This is a genomic window from Enterococcus sp. C46 (assembly GCF_040887565.1).
Classification (GTDB): domain Bacteria; phylum Bacillota; class Bacilli; order Lactobacillales; family Enterococcaceae; genus Enterococcus_B; species Enterococcus_B lactis.
Genome location: NZ_JBFOGA010000008.1, coordinates 1 through 18,165, shown reverse-complemented (window position 1 = coordinate 18,165; position 18,165 = coordinate 1). Strand labels below are relative to the sequence as shown.

The window sequence follows — 18,165 nt, the reverse complement described above, 5'->3', positions numbered from 1 at the left end:
TTACCTAGCACCACGTATAACATACTATAGCAATCATCATCCCGCTTCTTTGTCTTTTGAAATACTACGTTATTTCTTTTTATTAACGAAAAATAAGAGCACTAAACAGACCAAAATAGTTATGACCCTCAACGCGGGAGTAAACAGCAAGGCTATCATTAAATTAGCAAGTTCTCTGACGATTGAGGAATTTGATTCATATAATGCGAATAAAGATTCTGCAAATAAATTCACATGTCTATAAACAAATTCTGTAAATAAATATGCAGATAACCCTAAACCAATTATGGTGATATTTTTTCTCTCCTATAATAATTTTTTCAGTTATTCATTTCCTTTTTTATAAAAAATGTAGATTGTTTTAAAGTAATATATGCTATAGTTTCAAGAAAATTTACAGGAAATTTGATAACTGATATTATTTACTTTTTGACCACCATATACATAACTTTTATTTTTGTTTCTTTTTTAGAATCCAATGTGATTAAATAAAAATTTTTACAATAATATGCACATATAAATAATAAGATGATATAATCAACAAGAAAAATGTGAATTTTTTCACTATATTTTATCACATGAAAATTCATTAAGAAAGTAGGCGTCGAAGTATCATGCACACACCAGAAGAAATTATGGAAATCAGTATTCATCTTGGAGCAAAAAAAATACAGAAACCTATCTTAGCAAAACTGATTTTAGGGTTTATCGGAGGAGCCATGATTTCTCTAGGTTATTTGGCATACGTACGGGTCTCTGCTTCTATCCCAGAATCTATGGCTAGCTTGACTAGTTTAGTTGGTGCCTCGGTTTTCCCTATCGGTCTGCTGGTCATCCTTCTTGGCGGTGGTGAATTGATCACCGGAAATATGATGGCTGTGGCGATTGCCTTTATGGATAAAAAAGTCACATTCTCACAGCTAGTTAAGAATTGGTCAGTGATTACTTTTGCAAATATTATTGGGGCAATTTTCGTAGCCTACTTCTTTGGACATTTTGTTGGTTTAACTCATTCAGGTGTCTATCTCGACCAAGTGATCCATATTGCTGATCATAAAATCGCTGTTTCTTGGTGGCAAGCATTAGGGTCTGGAATAGGTTGTAATTGGTTTGTTGGTTTAGCATTATGGTTATCATATGGGGCAAAAGATGCGGCCGGCAAAGTATTAACGATTTGGTTTCCAGTCATGATTTTTGTGGCAATCGGTTTCCAACATAGTGTGGCCAACTGTTTTGTGATACCTGCTGCCATATTTGAAGGTCGAGCGACTTGGTTAGAATTTCTCTCGAATTTTATCCCTGTTTATATTGGAAATATCATTGGCGGAGCTATTTTTGTTTCAGGTTTTTATTACGTTAGTTATAAACATCATTGAAAGAGCGTGGGACAAAAGTAAAAGAACACTTTTGTTTCACGCTCTAAACACGTATAAACGGCGGAAGCAGAAGCAAATCCTTCGGAAATAAGCTGAAATTCACAAAAATTTGAAAAGCAATTTTCATGAATTCCTTCTTATTTCTTGGAGTTAAACGCTTCTGTCCCAGCCTCTCTTTTTATATACTATTTATATTTTAAGAACAATAGCTTTTTATTATATGTATTATTCAAATTAGTTATATCGAGTGAAAAAAACTTTTAAATTGATTCTTTTTATTTATCATAAAGATATAGATACATAATCATTTTCGCTTACATATATTTGAATATGAACTAAAAACAGCAAGAAAGAAGATGATCAAATGTATTATGTAGAAGTAAAAACAAAAGGTGTCAAAAACAAACAATATGTGAAAGGTATCAGTAACGAATATCCTTTACTTGGTTCATGGAAAGAAGCAGCTCCTTTTTCCAAACCATGTGCCATAAAAATAAAGAGCGAGCTGGAAAAAGAACTGACTTGCGGCAAAGCGGTTGTAACCATCATCGAAAAGTAACAGTGCAAAAACTAATGAATGACTTATTTCAACACTTTAAGCCGTATAGAAAGGAAGCAAAATATGGATTATACTGTTGAGTTTGACAGTGAACTATTGGAACAATTTCCGCAAGAGGTACATCTCGCATACAAAAAAACTATTTCTAAAAAAGTCATAGAGCATGTAGACCATAATTTTTTTCGTATAAAACCAGTACGAACACGCTCGGCAAAGGGAATATATGAAATGAAAGTCAATATTGATAAAAAAAATTATCGTATAGCATTTACTTTTAAAAAAAATCATGTATTCATTTTTTATATTAGTCCAAATGTACAAAAAATAGTATTTGATAAAGAAGTGAATAAAAAAATAAAATAAACGAGGAATGGAGGATAGATTGAGTGATACTTGAATCTATCCTCCAATTTTTTTTTACGTTATATATAGTATTTGCCATTACCAAAAAGTCCCTCTTATCTTCTAGTATCCTTTATATAAGAAACAGCATCCATTTCTTTTACTTGAACAAACCCTACTGATTCATAAAATTTTTTTGTTTTCTCAGTATCATCTGTCAATAATTCGATTTGGACTAGTCCATAACTGGTGATCTTCTCCAAAACTTCATTCAAAAGTGCTTTGCCTATTCCTTGGCGCTGATACCTCGGATGAATGAGGATATCTTGAATAAATGCGATCGTCGCACAATCAGTGATCCAACGAACGACTCCGATAATCTTCCCTTCTCCATTACGCTTTATCAGAGATTCAGATTGTTCAAATGCCTTCTCTAACCTTGCAGTGTCTTTTGTGTAATGCGTCCAACCAACGCTCTTATATAATTCAGAAATCTCATCAATCATAAGGGAATCAACATTCATTTTTTTCTTCCTTTCTTATACAATTCTCCCTCTAATAATACAATTCTTTGATTATTTAATCTATCACATATAACTCTCCTGTAAAGATTCTCTCGATTCCTTAAAATTCCTCTTTCCTTTTAGAATGCACCCTTTTTGATAAATAAAAAAGGTTGTGATAAATTTTCTTCACAACCTCTGTTTCTCTCTATCAAGTATTATCTTTTAATTTTCTACCCTTACCCTAGCATCTCTATTGCCCATAGTATGCATGCTTTCCGTGTTTTCGAAAATAATGTTTATCTAGCAAATATTGTGGGATTTCACATATATTTGGGTTGATCAACTTGTTTTCTTTAGCCATCAAACAAATTTCATCTAAAATCAGGCTATTTTCTACTGCTTCTATAGGTGAGCGCCCCCAAGTGAATGGTCCATGTCCATAGACAAGTACTCCAGGGACTTCGTTTGGCTCTAATTTTCTTTCCTTAAATGTCTCGACAATCACATTCCCTGTATGAACTTCGTAAGCTTCTTTTACTTCTTCTTTCGTCAATTGGCGTGTACAAGGAATCTTTCCATAAAAAGCATCAGCATGGGTCGTGCCATAAGCTGGCAAATCTCTGCCTGCTTGCGCCCACATGACAGAGTGAGTAGAATGAGTATGAGTAACAGCAGTTACATCTTCAAAAGCTTTGTATAAAACAACATGGGTAGGCAGATCTGAAGATGGTTTTAAGCTGTCTTCTTCTATTATATTTCCTGACAAATCTGTTACAACCATTTGATCTGCTTGCATTCGTTCATATCGGACACCGCTTGGCTTAATAACGATGACTCCTAGCTCACGGTCCACTTCACTCACATTGCCCCAAGTCAATTTGACTAATCCGTATTGCGGCAATGCCAGATTTGCTTCAAAGACACGTTGCTTCATTGCTGCAATTTTTTCTTCACAAGACATCATAGCCAGCCTCCTTCAATTTAGAACTTAAGTAGTCTTTTGCCTGTTGGATTTCTCTTCGAAAATCTTGACTTTTTTCACTCCACATTTCGATCAGGAATGTTCCATCATAATCTAGACGTTTCAAATGTCTCAATAATCCAAGAAAGTCAACGCATCCGTTACCAAAAGGAACATCTCGAAACTGTCCTGAATATTCTTTTGTTACAGGATACGTGTCTTTTAAGTGGATAGCAGTGATATAATCGATCCCTTTCTCAAGTTCTCGAGCCGGATTATTTTCCGGCCATGCGGACAAATTGCCTAGGTCTGGATATACTTGTAGAAAAGGGGAACGAATCTGTTCTTTGATTTCTAAAAATTTTGAAATGGAGTTCATAAATGGGTCATCCATGATTTCCACGGAAAGAATGATGCCATATTTAGAGGCTTCCTTTACACTTTCTTTTATTCCTTCGATAAAGTCTTCTCTGGAATTCATTGATTTCTCTTCATAATAAACGTCATATCCAGCTATTTGGATTACTTTGACGCTTAAATTATGCGCCAAATGGATTGCTTTTTTCATTAGTTGTTTCGCTGCTTTTTTCTTTTCTGGATCAGCAGAACCAAACGGAAATCGCCGATGCGCACTTAAACAAATCGAATGGATACGTACTCCAGAGCTAAACATCTCTTCTCTCAGCTCAGCTATCTTTTTTTCAGACCAATCTAATCGTGCTAACCGCTCATCCGTCTCATCAATCGACATCTCGATAAAATCGAAGTCCATTTCTTTTACAAGGGAAAAACGTTCTTTCCATGAAATATCTTTGGGTAATGCTTTTTCATAAATCCCAATTTGAGCCATTTCCTTACCCCCAGATACGAATGATCTCATCTTTGAAACATTGTGCAGCCTTCATTGGATCTTCTGCTGCTGTAATCCCCCGACCCGCGATAAAGGTATACACGTTGATTCCTTCAAACAATTGTAATGTGTTTGGATTTAATCCACCAGTTACAGAAACATTGAAGCCTAGTTCAATCAGTTTGCTGACCTTCGACAAATCTTTTTCACCCCAAGCTTCACCAGATAAGAGCGCATCACGGCTTTGGTGGTAGATTACCTGTCGGATTCCGATGTTATACCAATCCTTGGCTTGCTCAAAAGTCCAATTGCCATAGAGTTCTACTTGTAATTCGCCTATCTCTTTTTGTGCTGCCTTCATCGTTGGCATTGTTGCACAGCAAATGACTGTCATCCAATCTGCTCCTGCAGTAGCAACATTTCTTGCTACTGTTCCTCCAGCATCTGCACATTTTGTATCAGCGACCAGTTTTTTTTCTGGAAATATACTGTGAATACAGCGAATCGCTTTTTGTCCTTCCTGTAAGCAAAGGATCGTTCCCACTTCAATAATGTCTACTACATCACCGACTTTCATAACATCGCCTAATGCATGTTCTAAATTATTATGATCTAACGCAATTTGCAGATTCGGCCTGCTCATCTTGGTTCCTTCTTTCACTTGTTTTTTTGATACCATGTTGTTTCAGCAAATTTTTCACTGATTTCTTTGGCGGACATCACATTTTTTATACCAATAACTGTAACGCCTTTTTTCTCTGCCTGAGTAAACATATTCAAAAAATTGACTGGTGTAAAAACGACATCATATTGACTCGCTGAGCTTTTCCCCTCTGAAATAGCACAATGATGAATCTTGGTAATTGGTATATTTAGTTCTTTCATTGCTTTTTCTACACTTCTCATCATCATCAAGCTGGTTCCTGATCCATTTGCACACGATACTAAAATTCTCATCCTAATCCCTCCATTATGAGTGTTGTCTAATCAGATTTCTTTTATGCTTTCTGCTTTTCTGCATATTTTTCATAATCTTCTACAATCAAGAAATACCCTTCAGGATTTTTCCGATATTGTAACTGCGGAATAGCCAATAGACCAATGACGACTACGGCGATTCCAGCATAACCTAGGACTTTCATGACTACTGTAAATAATGGCCAAGCTGTCGCCCAATCGAACATCCCGATATAACCACCGTATGTTGACATCCCGATCCATGTAGCGAATAATGCTGAACCGCCTACTTGTATGATTCCAGAAAGAAACGGGAATAGACAGGCAGCTTTGAATCCACCTCGGTTATTGGCATAAACTGCTATGACAGCATTATCAAAGAACAACGGAATGAAACCGGCTATGACGATCGTTGGCGATTTCAATAAAATCAGTAAACCAATCATCAAAAATTGACCCAAAGCACCGAACAAAAATCCAATCGTTACCGCATTTGGCGAACCAAAGCCAAAAGTAGCGGCTACATCGATTCCTGGAACAGCTCCTGGTAAAATCGTGTTTGAGATTCCTTGAAAAGATTGAGTTAGTTCATCGACGAAAGTCCGAACCCCTAATTGTAAGATTGCCAGATATACCGCAAAATTCAAGGAAGTCGTCATAATGTAGAATAAGAAACTCTGCCCCTCTTTCATGAATTGTGCTTGAATCAAATAATCTTTGCCTAGTACAAGCAGAATGATCCCAAAGAAAAATAGCATGAGCAACGAAGTAGCAACCATATTCTCATTAAATATCGACAGGAATCCTGGTAATTGGATATCTTCGATTTTCTTGTCTTGCTTGATCGATCGATTTTTCTTTTCATCCCGCTTTTTCATCCATTCAGCTAGTTTAGCAAAAATAAAGATTCCGAACATTTGCTGATGTGCCACCGCAAATCCGGCACCTTCTGTCAATTCCTGCGTAATCCCTACTGTTAAGTTAGAAGCTACTGCCCAATAACACCCTAAAACCAATCCCATAAATATCAATACTTGTATCCTGCCTAGATCAGGAAAACAAAACAATAAAATCCAAAAAGCGGTAGCTGCTTGCTGGACCTGAACATTTCCGGTCGTGAAAACGGATCGCAGTTTCGTATATTTCTGAAAACGGACTAATAAAATATTTAAAACAAATGCAATCAGTAACAGAATCATCACATCTCCAAAGGTACGGCCAAATGTCTCCATTAATCCAGCATCCACAGCATTTTGTCCAAAATAAGGATCTGTAACCATAGCATCCAAATTAAACCGTTCTTTTAGTCCAACCAAGATTGGTCGAAAATTGTTGACCAAACCACCAGAGCCAACAGTCAAAATAAAGTAGCCAACCGTTGCCTTTAAGAATCCAGCGATGCATTCATGAAGCGGGCGTTTCAGCAAAATATAGCCTAATAACACGATAAAACCAATCAGGTACGCTGGCTGCGTCAAGATATTTGTTGCAAAATACGTCCAAATGCTTAACAAAAATTCCCCCATCTTTTTTCTCCTCTATCAATTAATTATATTCCGCCATCACAACTTGGTAATCATCGATGGAGTTCGTAGAGATGAGACGCTCAACCAATCCATCTGTCATTAATAATTCGGATAATTTTTGGATATTTTCTAGGTGTTCTTTTGGATCTTTTGCTGCGAGTGTAAAAAACAAACTGGCCGTTTTCTCCTCATTCTCATCTTCGCTTTCAAAACGGACTGGCTGCTTCAACTTGGTAAATGAAATAGCCGTTCCAAAAACTCCCTCACTTTTTTCTGAAGAATGTGGCATGGCTACTTGAGGTGCAATCACAATATAAGGTCCATATTTTTCTACACAATGAATGATTTCTTCAACATACGTTTGATCAATGATTTTCTTATCAATCAATACACGACAGCTTTCGGCGATAGCTTCACGCCAATTCGTGATTTCTTTATCTGGGTAATGAATCAATTGATAGTCAAAAAAGTATTTCAGCAAGAAACTTCCCTTCTTTCTTATAAAAACGACGGAAACGGTGTATCATTTTCAATCGAGAAGACATCTTCAAATCCGCGAGAAAAATTAAACTCAAGATCATCTTTGTTTGTCGGATAGATGAATTTCCCGCCTACTTGCCAGATATAAGGTTTAAACCCATAATGCAAGCGATCCTTTTTGAATTTCCAAATTTCAGTAATCTCTTTAGGATCAGCCATAAAATTAGACCAAATATCGTAGTGGACAGGAATCACTACTTTTGCATTCAATGACTCCGCCATGCGCAGCATATCAACAGAAGTAACTTTGTCTGTTATCCCTCGTGGGTTTTCACCGTAGGCTCCTAAGCAGACATCGATTTTGTGGTCATTGCCATGTTTGGCAAATAAATTGGAATAATGTGAATCTCCTGCGTGATAAAGATTACCTCCTGATGTTTCAAATAAATAATTTACTGCTATTTGATCCATCTCCTGAGGCATTTTTCCTTTCAATACTTCTTCCGGATCTTCACAAGTAACCAACGCTGTCCGATCAAACGCTTCTAAAGCTACTACATTGATATTTTTGATTTTGACCGCATCACCTGGTTTCACGATAATCGTTTTTTCTTCAGGGATCCCCCATTTTTGCCACGTGTGAACCACTTCTTTTGGTCCAATGAATATTGCTTCAGGACAATTTTGATGCACGGCTGCAGCTGTGTGAATATCTAGATGATCGGAATGGATGTGTGTGACGATTAAAGCGTCTACATTTTTTATTTCAAAAGGATCGATTACGAAAGGCTGAGTCCGTAAGTTAGGCTGCATATTTTGAACACCGCTCATACGCATCATCTGATGCCCTTTTTTCATCATGCCATTTCCATGACTGCGTTTTCCCGTTCCACACCATAAATCACATAAGATATTCGTTCCTTCATGACTTTTCAGCCAAATTCCCGTACAGCCTAGCCACCACATAGCAAAAGTTCCAGGTTCCACTACCTCTGATTCGATTTCCTCGTTCAAATACGTACCCCATTCTGGAAATGTTTCTAATATCCACTTTTCTTTTGTCACTTCATTTACCGTTTTGCTCATTTACTTGTTCCCCCCATATCATTCTTACGACTTACAAGTAAATCTTAATGCGTAACCGCATGCGTGAAAACCCTTTTATATGACTGTTTGTCTTTTATATGATTTTCTTTTAAATATTAATGATTGTTTCAGTATAATAAAGACAGATATGAATATTTAAATGAACAACTAATCAAATAAATCCATGGATCAAGATGTCCTTCAGGAGGCAACAGTCATGAAAAACTCACTTGTCAATATTGAAAAACGGCAAAAAGATATTTTGGAACTACTTCAGCAAACCGAACAATTGTCAACTTTTCAATTAGCTGAATCTCTGGATGTATCTATTAGTACGATACGCAGAGATTTAAATTTATTAGAAGAAAAAAACGAGATCATCCGCAATTACGGTTATTGTTCTTATAATTACAAAAACCAGACTGATTTTGATCAATCTGGTCCTGAAAGGATTAAACAAGCGATTGCCAGAGAAGCTAGTAAATACATTAGCGATTATGATACATTGTTTATTAATTCTAGCTCGACTGCATTGAAAACACTGGATTTTCTTCAATCTAACCATTTGACAGTCGTTACAAACAACGTAAAAATCAACTATTCTCCTCACAAAGATAATTGCAGTTATATTTTAACTGGCGGAGAGATGCGCTTTCCAAAAGAAGCACTGGTGGGCGATATCGCATTAAATACGATTTCTTCAATCAATGCTGACATTTGTATCATTGGTTGCAGCGGAGTCGATGTCGCACATGGGGTCACAACGAAAATATTGAATGAATCAACAATCAACGAAATGATGATCAACCAGACAATCAAATGTAAGATTCTAGTTGCTGATCATCGAAAAATCGGACTGACATCAAAATTCAAGATTGCTGATATTTCAGTCTTTGATTATTTGATCACTGATAAATTTTGCTCTGAAAAAGTATTAGACAAAATCAAGAATATGGGGACAAAAATCATCCAAGTAGATTCATTTTAAGAATTATGTTGGTTTGCGTAAAAAACTCTACTACATTCAAAATTACCATTTGAACATAGCAGAGACTTCTTAAAACGATAAAATGGATGAACAATCAAAATTTGATTTAATCATCCATTTTACTAACTATTTTCTCCACATCCAAAGTTCCGTATTCTTCCTTAGATATTACGAAAACAGGTATTTCAGGGAACTGACTTTCTATTTTATCTTTTGCATATCCAAGTAAAGGAGTGAGCAATAAGATGTCTGCTCTCTTTGCTTCTTTGTCTATTTGGCTAGAATCATATACTTTGACTGACACATTTTTTTGCTCTTTTTGAAAGAAATGTGTCAATTTTCTTTCTAAACGTTGCGTTTGCAAAAGTCCATCAGAAGAAATCAAACTGAATGTCATATCGAAAAGAAAGATTTTCTTTGGACTTTGTTCAGCAATCTTGGGCTTGTTAAGATTCATTGGTTATCTTCCTCTCTTTTGTCTTTAGATCATCCCAGTATTTTAACTAACTTTTATTATATATACATTTTTATGAAAGCGCTATATAATAAGTTAGATTATTATCTAAACTCAACAGAGATATTTGTTTACGAATACTATTGTTGTTAGATAGTGAAAGGAGTACCGTCCATGTTAAGCAATAGTTTGATTGCTTTACTAGAAAAGAAGCGTTCCTCGTTAAGTAAAATCGAAAATGAAATATTGGATTATATATTCCTCCATTTGTCCGATATTGGAACAAAAACGATTTATGAAGTATCTGATGATTTATTTGTCTCAACTGCTACTATCTCCCGAACGGCTAAACATTTAGGCTATCAAGGTTTTAAAGAGTTGAAATACGCCATCGATCAATCCATCCATGTAGAGGAACAGGAAGGAAATAGCCGAAGCTTTCAAACAATCACGAACCAAATCACTTCAAATGTCACAGAGACGTTCCATCAAATGAGCGAAGAAAAGGCCAAACAAATGATGACATTGATCTATCAATCGAATACTATCGAAGTTTTTGGATTAGGAGGAAGCTTCCCTATTTGTACAGATTTTGCTCGAAAACTGACTTTTTTAGGAAAAAAAGCATTTGCTCGTTCAGATTGGGATGAACAAGAAGCAGCTGTAAGTAATTTGAAACAGGAAGACTTAGCCATTTTCGTCAGTTTCACAGGAGAAACAAAAGGTATCCTCTCCTATGCCCAGATTGCTCAAAGACAACAAGTCCCTATCATCAGCATTATTTCAACCAAGGGAAGTAACTTGGAAAAATTATCGACGATTTCCTTATATGCAAAGGGAACGACTCGCTATCACCACAGTGTCGATTTAAGTTCAAGAATTTCTGTGATTTGTTTATTTGATACAGTACTCTTGATGTATGCAGACCAAATGAAAAACAATTAGCTATAATTTGTTGCTATTTCTAGTGAAACATCTTACTCAATCATGTATGAGGATACAGAATATCTGTCTCCTCTTTTTTATTTCCTTTAGTTAGCTATAATAAACCTATCAATGAAAACGCAATCATTTTTTAAAAATCTTAAAACTACTAAGAGATGGAGGAAGAAAAATGAATACAAAGAAAAAGAAATCAACCTTTTGGGAGTTCTTTCAAGGGTTGGGAAAGACTTTTATGTTGCCGGTTGCTTTGTTGGCTTTCATGGGTATTCTTTTAGGGTTAGGTAGTTCATTTTCCAGTGAATCAATGATTCAGACTTTACCGTTTTTAGGATATCCAGCAGTTAAAGCAGTGTTCCAATTCATGTCTGCTATTGGCGGTTTTGCCTTTACCTACTTGCCAGTCATGTTTGCCATGGCCATTCCATTAGGATTAGTTCGTAAGGAAAAAGGTGTGGCCGCTTTCTCTGGATTCGTCGGTTACACTGTCATGAATTTAGCCATCAACTTTTACTTAGTCCTGACAAATCGTTTAGTTGATGCCGACCACTTGCGAGAAGCTGGACAAGGAATGGTTTTTGGTATCCAGACGATCGAAATGGGTGTTCTTGGAGGGATCATTGCTGGAATCATCGTTTATAAGTTGCATAACAGGTTTTATACTGTTCAGTTACCAGATAGTTTCGCCTTCTTCTCAGGGGCTCGTTTTGTACCGATTATCACTTCTCTAGTTTTAGGGTTTGTTGGTTTGATCATCCCCTTGATTTGGCCTTTATTCGCTATGGTCATTATGGCTATCGGCCAGCTAATCCAACGTTCAGGAATATTTGGTCCCTTCTTATTCGGTTCAGGGGAACGACTGCTTCTTCCATTCGGGCTTCACCATATTCTAGTTTCGATGATACGCTTTACTGAAGCTGGTGGTTCGGCGATCATTGATGGGAAAGAAGTATTTGGTGCACTGAATATCTTTTATGCAGAATTGCAAAACAATTTGCCTATTTCGCCAAGTGCAACTGCCTTTTTATCACAGGGAAAAATGCCTACATTTATTTTTGGACTGCCTGCAGCAGCATTAGCTATGTATCGTACCGCTGCACCACAAAATCGACATAAAATCAAAGGATTGTTGATTTCAGGTGTGATTGCGACAGCTGTGACCGGAATCACAGAACCAATCGAATTTTTATTTTTATTCATTAGTCCGCTATTATGGCTCTTCCATGTCGTCATGACTGGTCTAGGTTTTATGGTCATGGCATTATTAGGTGTCGTAATCGGGAATACAGATGGTGGAATCTTAGATTTTGTGATTTTTGGTCTACTCCAAGGTAATGACACAAAATGGTGGTGGGTATTAATAATCGGTGCTTTGTGGTTCGGTATTTACTATATTGTCTTCAAAACAGTAATCATAAAATTGGATTTAAAAACACCTGGGCGTGACAAGACAGTGGATGAAACAGAATATACCGATCAAGAAGTGAACTTTCATAAAACAGGCGGATACGATGCAAAAGGAATTTTAGCAGCACTTGGTGGTCAAGAAAACATCCAATCTTTAGATAATTGTATTACACGTTTACGTTTAGTTTTAGCAGATGCAGATATCGTAGATGATGAAAAGTTAAAACAACTAGGAGCATTAGGTGTGGTCCATCTCGATCATCAAAACGTCCAAGTGATTATCGGAACGAAAGTCACAACTGTTCGCAATCAGCTTGATACGATTTTAGGATAAAAAGATAGAAGGTGAAATTTGTGGCATTTGATACCGCTATAAATAGAAAAGGAACGTACTGTACACAGTGGGACTACGTTGAAGACCGATTTGGCGAAGCTGATTTACTCCCTTTTACGATTTCTGATACAGATTTTATGGTCCCCGAAGAAGTACTTGATACTTTGAAAGAAAGAATGAACCACCCAGTATTTGGCTATACCCGCTGGAATCATCATGAATTAAAAGAAGCAATTAAACAGTGGTATCAATCCCGTTTTGACACACTACTGGAAGAAGAATGGATCATGTACACTCCAACAGTTATCTATGCAGTATCTACCCTTATTCAAATGCTTACTAAAAAAGGGGAAGGAGTGGTTTTACAAACGCCAGCTTATGATGCTTTTTTTAAAGTCATCCAAGACAATGACCGACTTCTAGTCGATAATCCTTTAATCTATGAAGAAAATCAGTACCGGATCGATTTTACGGATTTAGAAGAGAAATTAGCCAGGCCAGAAAACAAAGTACTACTTCTCTGCTCTCCCCACAATCCAACCGGTAGAGTATGGAAACAATGGGAATTAGAAAAAATCGTGGCATTGTGCCGTCAGTATTCTATATTTTTATTATCTGATGAGATACACATGGACATTTTAGGACGAGGACAAACGCATATACCTATCACACGCTTCAATTATGAACAAGTGGCGATTGTCACCAGCGGTACAAAAACATTTAACTTCCCTGGATTGACATTTGCCTATACGTTGATACCGAATCTTGGGTTACGTGAGCATTTTCAAAGGAAGTTAAAAAATGCGGATGGGTTATCTTCTACCAATATTTTCGGTATGTTAGCGACAATGAGTGCCTATCGGTATTGCAGTCATTGGGTAGATGAACTGAATCATTATCTTGAAAGCAATCAGCGGTATGTAAAAGCATTTATCCAGGAAAAACTGCCAGATGTAAAAGTCGTCGATCTTGAAGCAACCTATTTGATGTGGCTGGATATATCCAAAGCTGTATCAGATATCCCTCTTTTAAGAGAGAAGCTGATTTCTATAGGCAAAGTGGCGATTATGGATGGATCGATTTACGGCGGAAATGGTCATCAATTTTTACGATTGAATATCGGCTGTCCGAAATCGAAATTAGTAGATGGACTAGATCGTATGTTGAAAAGTTTTGAAGCAACTGCTGAAATCGAAATTAAACCATAATAAAGGAGATGTGACAAAAATTTTTGTCACATCTCCTTTTTTCGAATATACGATGTTCTTAAAGTTGAACACTTCTGTCAAGATCTCTTTATTTAAGGTCGTTTTCGATCACTTTCACCGCGTGATCATTCCCGTTGAAACATGCTACTTTTTTGGCATCCATATATCTTTCTAAATAATCGTCTTCTCCTAGTTGCTTATGGCAAAAAGCAATTTCATAAAGCAAGTATTCCAATGCATGGGTTGATTTATGTTTCTTATTGTATCCAATCCCCTTCTCGCACAACTGGATTGCTTTTTCATAGTTCTCGATTTTGCTGTAATAGGTGGCGATATTATAATATACGATACAGACCATCAGATTATCAAAATCAGTATCATTCAAGATTTTAAGCGTACGTTCCACATACACTTTTGCAAAGTCTAGTTCTCCTTTTGCCAAGTAGATCATTGCCACATTTGCAGCTGCTTGTAAGTGATGGATATCTGTTTCGGTCGTTTGTTCCAACACTTGATTGAAATAAAACAATGCTGCATCTTCTTTTTTTGCATAAAGATGATCAAGCAGTCCTTGATAAAACAAGATTTGGTTTAAAAGATCAGAATTGCTTACTTTTTTCTGATCAATCGTTTGTAAAATTTCATAAGATTCTTTGTACTTCGATACAGCATTCAACGATTGAATCTCACTTAATTTTTTTCTGATCTTGTCTTCTTCTGTTTCCACTAATATATCGGAGATCTCGACATTCAACTTTTTGCAAAGCGCACTTAGGATGTTGATACCTGGTGACATATTCTTGTTTTCGATATTGCTGACAGTTGCCTGTTCGCAAATACCTTCTGCTAATTGTACTTGTGTTAACCCCTTTTTCTTTCGGTATTCTTTCAGTAATGCTCCATCTACTTTTATCAAAACAATTTCCTTCCCTTTAAAAAATTATTTCTCCTTTATATCATACACAAAAAAAAGTTCTAAACAACCATAATTGTTTAGAACAGAATAAAAATTTTAATTTTTACCACCAATTATTTCTTGATAAAAAATCAACTGTCTACCTGCAGATCAATCTCCTGAAGTATTTTCTCTATCATTTCTTGTTGACTTAATTCGGCAGTCAGTATCTTCTCATTAGGCAATCCAAGTATATCATGCTCCAACCACCAATCCGCCATTTGTTCTGCACCAAATTCTTTTGACATCTTTCTCTGGCTGTGACGTCTCAGCGTTTCTTCAAAAGAAAGATCGTAATAATAAGCAAATACATTTCCTTGAAAGCTCTCATACAGGTCCATAAGCATCGCTTTGTAGATTTTTGCACTCATGATCCCCTCGACAAGGACTAAATCAAATCTGTCTTTTCCAAATTCTGCCAACTGACGGATCAAATCTGGTGTAGGATTTCCTACTTTATCTTTGACATTCAACATTTCTCTTCTCACTTCATCTTGAGAGATTCGCATCACCTTCCCCATAGGAAAATGATTTTGAATAGCTTTAGCTGTCGTTGTTTTCCCACTTGCTGAATTTCCTCTTAATATGACTAGCTTCCCCATGACACTGCATCTCCTTGTACACCAATAATCATTCATCCAACATCATTAATCCTTCTGTTGATTGAAAATAAAAAGAGAATCTGTTTGTATAAAAATCATTCTGATCTGTGGTAAGCATATGGAATGAGATCCGTAATTTTGATTTTTTTAGCCCCCTCTTCTGTTGAGACAATGATTTCACAAGCAGGTGCATACTCCAATATAAACTGTCGGCAATTCCCACATGGAGAATAGATCATGTCAGAATGATCTCCACCCACAGCTACGATACACTCAAAATCACGTTCACCACGACTGATTGCTGTCCCTAACGCAATGATTTCTGCACATGCCCCATGATTCGAATAAACATTCACACCAGTATACACATTACCGTTTGTGCAACGTACTGCAGCTCCTACTGTATGATTGAAAGACACCAAATCAATATTTGATTTAATGACTTCGGTTGCAGCATCCACTAATTCTAAATCCATTGTTGATAAATCGCTCATTTTTATCTCCTTCTTTCTGCCAAATCGGTTAAAGCAATCATAATCTTTATATAAAAAAACATCAATGGCAGAACGGAAAGAAAAGAAACGACTCAGTTAGTATGTGGACTATTGTTCTTGGTACAACGGTAAAAAAGCAAGCTTGCATTTACAAGCCTGCTTTTGGAACATTTAAAGCTTCGATCAAAGCTTCGATGTGACAAACCACCTATGCTGCTCGATCATAAAATTGATAGCAAAAATTCCACAAAGTATATATGTACCCCATGATAATAAAACATTTATCTGCGGTAAAATGATCTTTGGAAGAATCACAATCAAAAATGATGCCAGTGCCCAAACCCAACGATTGATGTGAACCTGATGCATAGCCAGCATATTCAACATAAGTTGGCTTATCGTTAATAAAAAGATAAAAACAAAAAATAAAATCAGCCAATACATTGTTTTCCACCTCTGAAATCAGACCTAAGCAGTTTGTATTTCGTTATCTCCATTATTATTTTGTTCATCTGACAACATCTTTTTATCATAAGCTTTTACAAATGGATAATAGATGATAAATGCTATCAGTGTATTGATCACAATCAAAACAACCACACGCCAGTCATTTCCTGCTGAAAGATAGCCGCCGATTGGTGCTGGTAATGTCCATGTTGGCAACACAGTAAATCCATTGACCATTTCTAATTTGACTGCAAAATAGCTGACAATAGTCAAAACTAAAGGAACTAAGTTGAATGGAATGAACATGTAAGGATTCAACATCATAGGAGCTCCAAAAATCATCGGCTCATTGATATTGAAGATACCAGGAATAATGGAAAAACGACCAACTTCTTTTAAGAATTTTGATTTACAAAAGAATAAAAACAAAACTGATACCACAATCGTGGCTCCTGCACCGCCAATCGTAACTGTCCATTGATAAAACTGTTCAGGAGCGATATAAGGCAATTTGGTAGCAGCTGTACCATCTGCTAACGCCTTCGCATTCTCATCCAACATAATCAGCCACATTGGACGAACAACAGCTCCTACGATACTCATGCCATGGATCCCAAATGACCACAACAAATGGATCAAAAACATCGGTAATAAAACACCAAGCAGATTATTCCCTAAAATATTGGTTAAGGGCTCGAATAACGATAATAAGGCAGCGTTTACATCGAAACCCGCGACGCTTCGAATCAACCAAGTCGTTGTTAAAATCACTGCACCAGGAATCAATGCCTCAAAACTACGGGCCACAGCAGGTGGTACTTGTTCTGGCATTTTGATAGTAATATTACGCTTTTTAAAGAAACGATACACTTCCACTGCAAAAATCATGGATAGGATCCCGGCAAACATCCCAGATGCTCCTAAAGAACTCATCGGTAAGACCCAGCCAAGAGGTGCCTCTTCAGGTGTTAAAACGTTCACAGGAACTTGTAACATAAAGAACGTCCCTAGTGATAATATACCACCCGTCACACTATCCAACCCATATGATTTAGCTAGATCCGAACCCATAACAAAAGTTGCGTAAATAGCCATTAATCCCATCGTAATCCTGAAAGGTAAAACGATTGTTGCCGAATAAGGGGCAATAAATTCATTCCACCCAGGAAACGGTAAATTGATGAAAACCATAAAAAATGTACCAATCAAAATCAATGACAGTGTTGAAACAACCCCATTACGAATTGCCAACAAATGTCGCTGTGTACCAATTTTTGCCATTGGTGGGACAAGTTTTTCCTCAACCCATTTCATCAGCTTTTCCACTAAAACCACTCCTTTTCAATAAAATAGAAACCATTCACTGCATGATGAAGCAAAGAATGTTCATAATTAATTATACAATTATGAAATTTTATTTCAATATATTTTAGTAGAAAATATTATTATTTTTTAATACAGGTTCTTTTTTCTATACAAAAAAATTTTTCAAACCTAATAAACTTTACTGTTCCTATACTGATCTATGGGTTTATAAAATAGTATTTAAATAAAATAAAACACCTTGAAATTTAATTTCAAGGTGTTTCGTAATACCGGCGGCCGGGGTCGAACCGGCACGTCCTCAACGGACACTGGATTTTGAGTCCAGCGCGTCTGCCAATTCCGCCACGCCGGCAAATTAAAAGAAT

The 18,165-nt window shown here is 36.5% G+C and carries 21 protein-coding genes and 1 tRNA gene; 7 read left to right on the top strand and 15 right to left on the bottom strand.

The genetic code is table 11. From position 1 onward, the window contains the following. The first annotated feature begins 614 nt into the window (after window positions 1–614). From AB3I27_RS11120 to AB3I27_RS11110, 3 genes are all read left to right on the top strand, one after another. Window positions 615–1,376, top strand: a complete 762-nt coding sequence (locus tag AB3I27_RS11120; RefSeq protein WP_104771485.1) for a formate/nitrite transporter family protein — start codon at window positions 615–617, stop codon at window positions 1,374–1,376. 364 nt (window positions 1,377–1,740) lie between these two features. Then, window positions 1,741–1,935, top strand: a complete 195-nt coding sequence (locus tag AB3I27_RS11115) for a hypothetical protein (protein ID WP_002309674.1) — start codon at window positions 1,741–1,743, stop codon at window positions 1,933–1,935. A 63-nt stretch (window positions 1,936–1,998) separates the two neighbouring features. Further along, on the top strand, window positions 1,999–2,298 hold the full coding sequence (locus tag AB3I27_RS11110) for a hypothetical protein (protein WP_002309675.1): 300 nt from the start codon (window positions 1,999–2,001) through the stop codon (window positions 2,296–2,298). A 95-nt stretch (window positions 2,299–2,393) separates the two neighbouring features. Here AB3I27_RS11110 and AB3I27_RS11105 read toward each other — a convergent pair whose 3' ends face one another. From AB3I27_RS11105 to ulaG, 8 genes are all read right to left on the bottom strand, one after another. Next, window positions 2,394–2,801: a GNAT family N-acetyltransferase gene (locus AB3I27_RS11105; RefSeq protein ID WP_368022997.1), complete on the bottom strand. Its 408-nt coding sequence runs from the start codon at window positions 2,799–2,801 to the stop codon at window positions 2,394–2,396. A gap of 232 nt (window positions 2,802–3,033) precedes the next feature. Then, complete coding sequence (locus tag AB3I27_RS11100) at window positions 3,034–3,744, bottom strand: L-ribulose-5-phosphate 4-epimerase (protein WP_002320558.1); 711 nt, start codon at window positions 3,742–3,744, stop codon at window positions 3,034–3,036. After that, window positions 3,734–4,594 (bottom strand): L-ribulose-5-phosphate 3-epimerase, encoded by an 861-nt coding sequence (locus tag AB3I27_RS11095; RefSeq protein WP_002309678.1) that lies wholly within the window; start codon window positions 4,592–4,594, stop codon window positions 3,734–3,736. The genes AB3I27_RS11100 and AB3I27_RS11095 overlap by 11 nt, the downstream gene beginning before the upstream one ends. 4 nt (window positions 4,595–4,598) lie before the next feature. After that, complete coding sequence (locus AB3I27_RS11090) at window positions 4,599–5,237, bottom strand: 3-keto-L-gulonate-6-phosphate decarboxylase UlaD (protein ID WP_002344111.1); 639 nt, start codon at window positions 5,235–5,237, stop codon at window positions 4,599–4,601. Between the two features lie 14 nt (window positions 5,238–5,251). Next, window positions 5,252–5,551 carry a PTS sugar transporter subunit IIB gene (locus tag AB3I27_RS11085; protein ID WP_002292382.1) on the bottom strand — a complete coding sequence of 100 codons (300 nt, stop codon included), beginning with the start codon at window positions 5,549–5,551 and terminating at the stop codon, window positions 5,252–5,254. Between the two features lie 41 nt (window positions 5,552–5,592). After that, window positions 5,593–7,077, bottom strand: a complete 1,485-nt coding sequence (locus AB3I27_RS11080; protein WP_002344110.1) for a PTS ascorbate transporter subunit IIC — start codon at window positions 7,075–7,077, stop codon at window positions 5,593–5,595. A 19-nt stretch (window positions 7,078–7,096) separates the two neighbouring features. Continuing rightward, window positions 7,097–7,558: a PTS sugar transporter subunit IIA gene (locus tag AB3I27_RS11075; RefSeq protein ID WP_002309681.1), complete on the bottom strand. Its 462-nt coding sequence runs from the start codon at window positions 7,556–7,558 to the stop codon at window positions 7,097–7,099. Between the two features lie 17 nt (window positions 7,559–7,575). Beyond that, window positions 7,576–8,643 carry an L-ascorbate 6-phosphate lactonase gene (gene ulaG, locus AB3I27_RS11070; protein ID WP_104771484.1) on the bottom strand — a complete coding sequence of 356 codons (1,068 nt, stop codon included), beginning with the start codon at window positions 8,641–8,643 and terminating at the stop codon, window positions 7,576–7,578. Window positions 8,644–8,860: 217 nt separating this feature from the next. On the opposite strand from ulaG, the gene AB3I27_RS11065 reads away from it, so the two are divergent. Beyond that, a complete protein-coding gene (locus AB3I27_RS11065) occupies window positions 8,861–9,631 on the top strand; it encodes a DeoR/GlpR family DNA-binding transcription regulator (RefSeq protein ID WP_002320561.1) in 771 nt (256 codons plus the stop codon). A gap of 106 nt (window positions 9,632–9,737) precedes the next feature. Here AB3I27_RS11065 and AB3I27_RS11060 read toward each other — a convergent pair whose 3' ends face one another. Next, window positions 9,738–10,088 (bottom strand): hypothetical protein, encoded by a 351-nt coding sequence (locus AB3I27_RS11060; protein ID WP_002309684.1) that lies wholly within the window; start codon window positions 10,086–10,088, stop codon window positions 9,738–9,740. Between the two features lie 171 nt (window positions 10,089–10,259). Between AB3I27_RS11060 and AB3I27_RS11055 the strand changes: the two genes are divergently transcribed. The 3 genes from AB3I27_RS11055 (at window position 10,260) to AB3I27_RS11045 (ending at window position 13,976) form a co-directional block, all read left to right on the top strand. Next, on the top strand, window positions 10,260–11,030 hold the full coding sequence (locus AB3I27_RS11055) for a MurR/RpiR family transcriptional regulator (RefSeq protein WP_002309685.1): 771 nt from the start codon (window positions 10,260–10,262) through the stop codon (window positions 11,028–11,030). A gap of 169 nt (window positions 11,031–11,199) precedes the next feature. Next, window positions 11,200–12,768 carry a maltose/glucose-specific PTS transporter subunit IIBC gene (malX, locus tag AB3I27_RS11050; protein ID WP_002345024.1) on the top strand — a complete coding sequence of 523 codons (1,569 nt, stop codon included), beginning with the start codon at window positions 11,200–11,202 and terminating at the stop codon, window positions 12,766–12,768. 11 nt (window positions 12,769–12,779) lie between these two features. Then, complete coding sequence (locus tag AB3I27_RS11045) at window positions 12,780–13,976, top strand: MalY/PatB family protein (protein ID WP_002309688.1); 1,197 nt, start codon at window positions 12,780–12,782, stop codon at window positions 13,974–13,976. A gap of 88 nt (window positions 13,977–14,064) precedes the next feature. On the opposite strand, the gene AB3I27_RS11040 is transcribed toward AB3I27_RS11045, so the two are convergent. The 6 genes from AB3I27_RS11040 to AB3I27_RS11015 all read right to left on the bottom strand — a co-directional run bounded on the left by AB3I27_RS11040 (window position 14,065) and on the right by AB3I27_RS11015 (window position 18,152). After that, window positions 14,065–14,892 carry a helix-turn-helix domain-containing protein gene (locus AB3I27_RS11040; RefSeq protein ID WP_073490765.1) on the bottom strand — a complete coding sequence of 276 codons (828 nt, stop codon included), beginning with the start codon at window positions 14,890–14,892 and terminating at the stop codon, window positions 14,065–14,067. Between the two features lie 131 nt (window positions 14,893–15,023). Beyond that, window positions 15,024–15,533 carry a kinase gene (locus tag AB3I27_RS11035; protein ID WP_065772719.1) on the bottom strand — a complete coding sequence of 170 codons (510 nt, stop codon included), beginning with the start codon at window positions 15,531–15,533 and terminating at the stop codon, window positions 15,024–15,026. 95 nt (window positions 15,534–15,628) lie between these two features. Further along, window positions 15,629–16,027 carry a cytidine deaminase gene (locus tag AB3I27_RS11030; RefSeq protein WP_002344105.1) on the bottom strand — a complete coding sequence of 133 codons (399 nt, stop codon included), beginning with the start codon at window positions 16,025–16,027 and terminating at the stop codon, window positions 15,629–15,631. A gap of 183 nt (window positions 16,028–16,210) precedes the next feature. Continuing rightward, window positions 16,211–16,471 (bottom strand): hypothetical protein, encoded by a 261-nt coding sequence (locus AB3I27_RS11025; protein WP_002344104.1) that lies wholly within the window; start codon window positions 16,469–16,471, stop codon window positions 16,211–16,213. 24 nt (window positions 16,472–16,495) lie between these two features. Further along, window positions 16,496–17,800, bottom strand: coding sequence for a PTS sugar transporter subunit IIC (locus tag AB3I27_RS11020; RefSeq protein ID WP_002320565.1), 1,305 nt, complete (start codon window positions 17,798–17,800; stop codon window positions 16,496–16,498). Between the two features lie 267 nt (window positions 17,801–18,067). Next, window positions 18,068–18,152: transfer RNA gene (locus AB3I27_RS11015), tRNA-Leu, on the bottom strand. Between the last annotated feature and the right edge of the window lie 13 nt (window positions 18,153–18,165).

Bases quoted from the DNA above. Each gene is read 5' to 3' on its own strand.
- AB3I27_RS11080 (WP_002344110.1), bottom strand. From the start codon at position 7,077: ATGGGGGAATTTTTGTTAAGCATTTGGACGTATTTTGCAACAAATATC.
- AB3I27_RS11110 (WP_002309675.1), top strand. From the start codon at position 1,999: ATGGATTATACTGTTGAGTTTGACAGTGAACTATTGGAACAATTTCCG.
- AB3I27_RS11095 (WP_002309678.1), bottom strand. From the start codon at position 4,594: ATGGCTCAAATTGGGATTTATGAAAAAGCATTACCCAAAGATATTTCA.
- malX (WP_002345024.1), top strand. From the start codon at position 11,200: ATGAATACAAAGAAAAAGAAATCAACCTTTTGGGAGTTCTTTCAAGGG.
- AB3I27_RS11090 (WP_002344111.1), bottom strand. From the start codon at position 5,237: ATGAGCAGGCCGAATCTGCAAATTGCGTTAGATCATAATAATTTAGAA.
- AB3I27_RS11065 (WP_002320561.1), top strand. From the start codon at position 8,861: ATGAAAAACTCACTTGTCAATATTGAAAAACGGCAAAAAGATATTTTG.
- ulaG (WP_104771484.1), bottom strand. From the start codon at position 8,643: ATGAGCAAAACGGTAAATGAAGTGACAAAAGAAAAGTGGATATTAGAA.
- AB3I27_RS11025 (WP_002344104.1), bottom strand. From the start codon at position 16,471: ATGTATTGGCTGATTTTATTTTTTGTTTTTATCTTTTTATTAACGATA.
- AB3I27_RS11115 (WP_002309674.1), top strand. From the start codon at position 1,741: ATGTATTATGTAGAAGTAAAAACAAAAGGTGTCAAAAACAAACAATAT.
- AB3I27_RS11085 (WP_002292382.1), bottom strand. From the start codon at position 5,551: ATGAGAATTTTAGTATCGTGTGCAAATGGATCAGGAACCAGCTTGATG.
- AB3I27_RS11120 (WP_104771485.1), top strand. From the start codon at position 615: ATGCACACACCAGAAGAAATTATGGAAATCAGTATTCATCTTGGAGCA.
- AB3I27_RS11030 (WP_002344105.1), bottom strand. From the start codon at position 16,027: ATGAGCGATTTATCAACAATGGATTTAGAATTAGTGGATGCTGCAACC.
- AB3I27_RS11060 (WP_002309684.1), bottom strand. From the start codon at position 10,088: ATGAATCTTAACAAGCCCAAGATTGCTGAACAAAGTCCAAAGAAAATC.
- AB3I27_RS11100 (WP_002320558.1), bottom strand. From the start codon at position 3,744: ATGTCTTGTGAAGAAAAAATTGCAGCAATGAAGCAACGTGTCTTTGAA.
- AB3I27_RS11055 (WP_002309685.1), top strand. From the start codon at position 10,260: ATGTTAAGCAATAGTTTGATTGCTTTACTAGAAAAGAAGCGTTCCTCG.
- AB3I27_RS11035 (WP_065772719.1), bottom strand. From the start codon at position 15,533: ATGGGGAAGCTAGTCATATTAAGAGGAAATTCAGCAAGTGGGAAAACA.
- AB3I27_RS11105 (WP_368022997.1), bottom strand. From the start codon at position 2,801: ATGAATGTTGATTCCCTTATGATTGATGAGATTTCTGAATTATATAAG.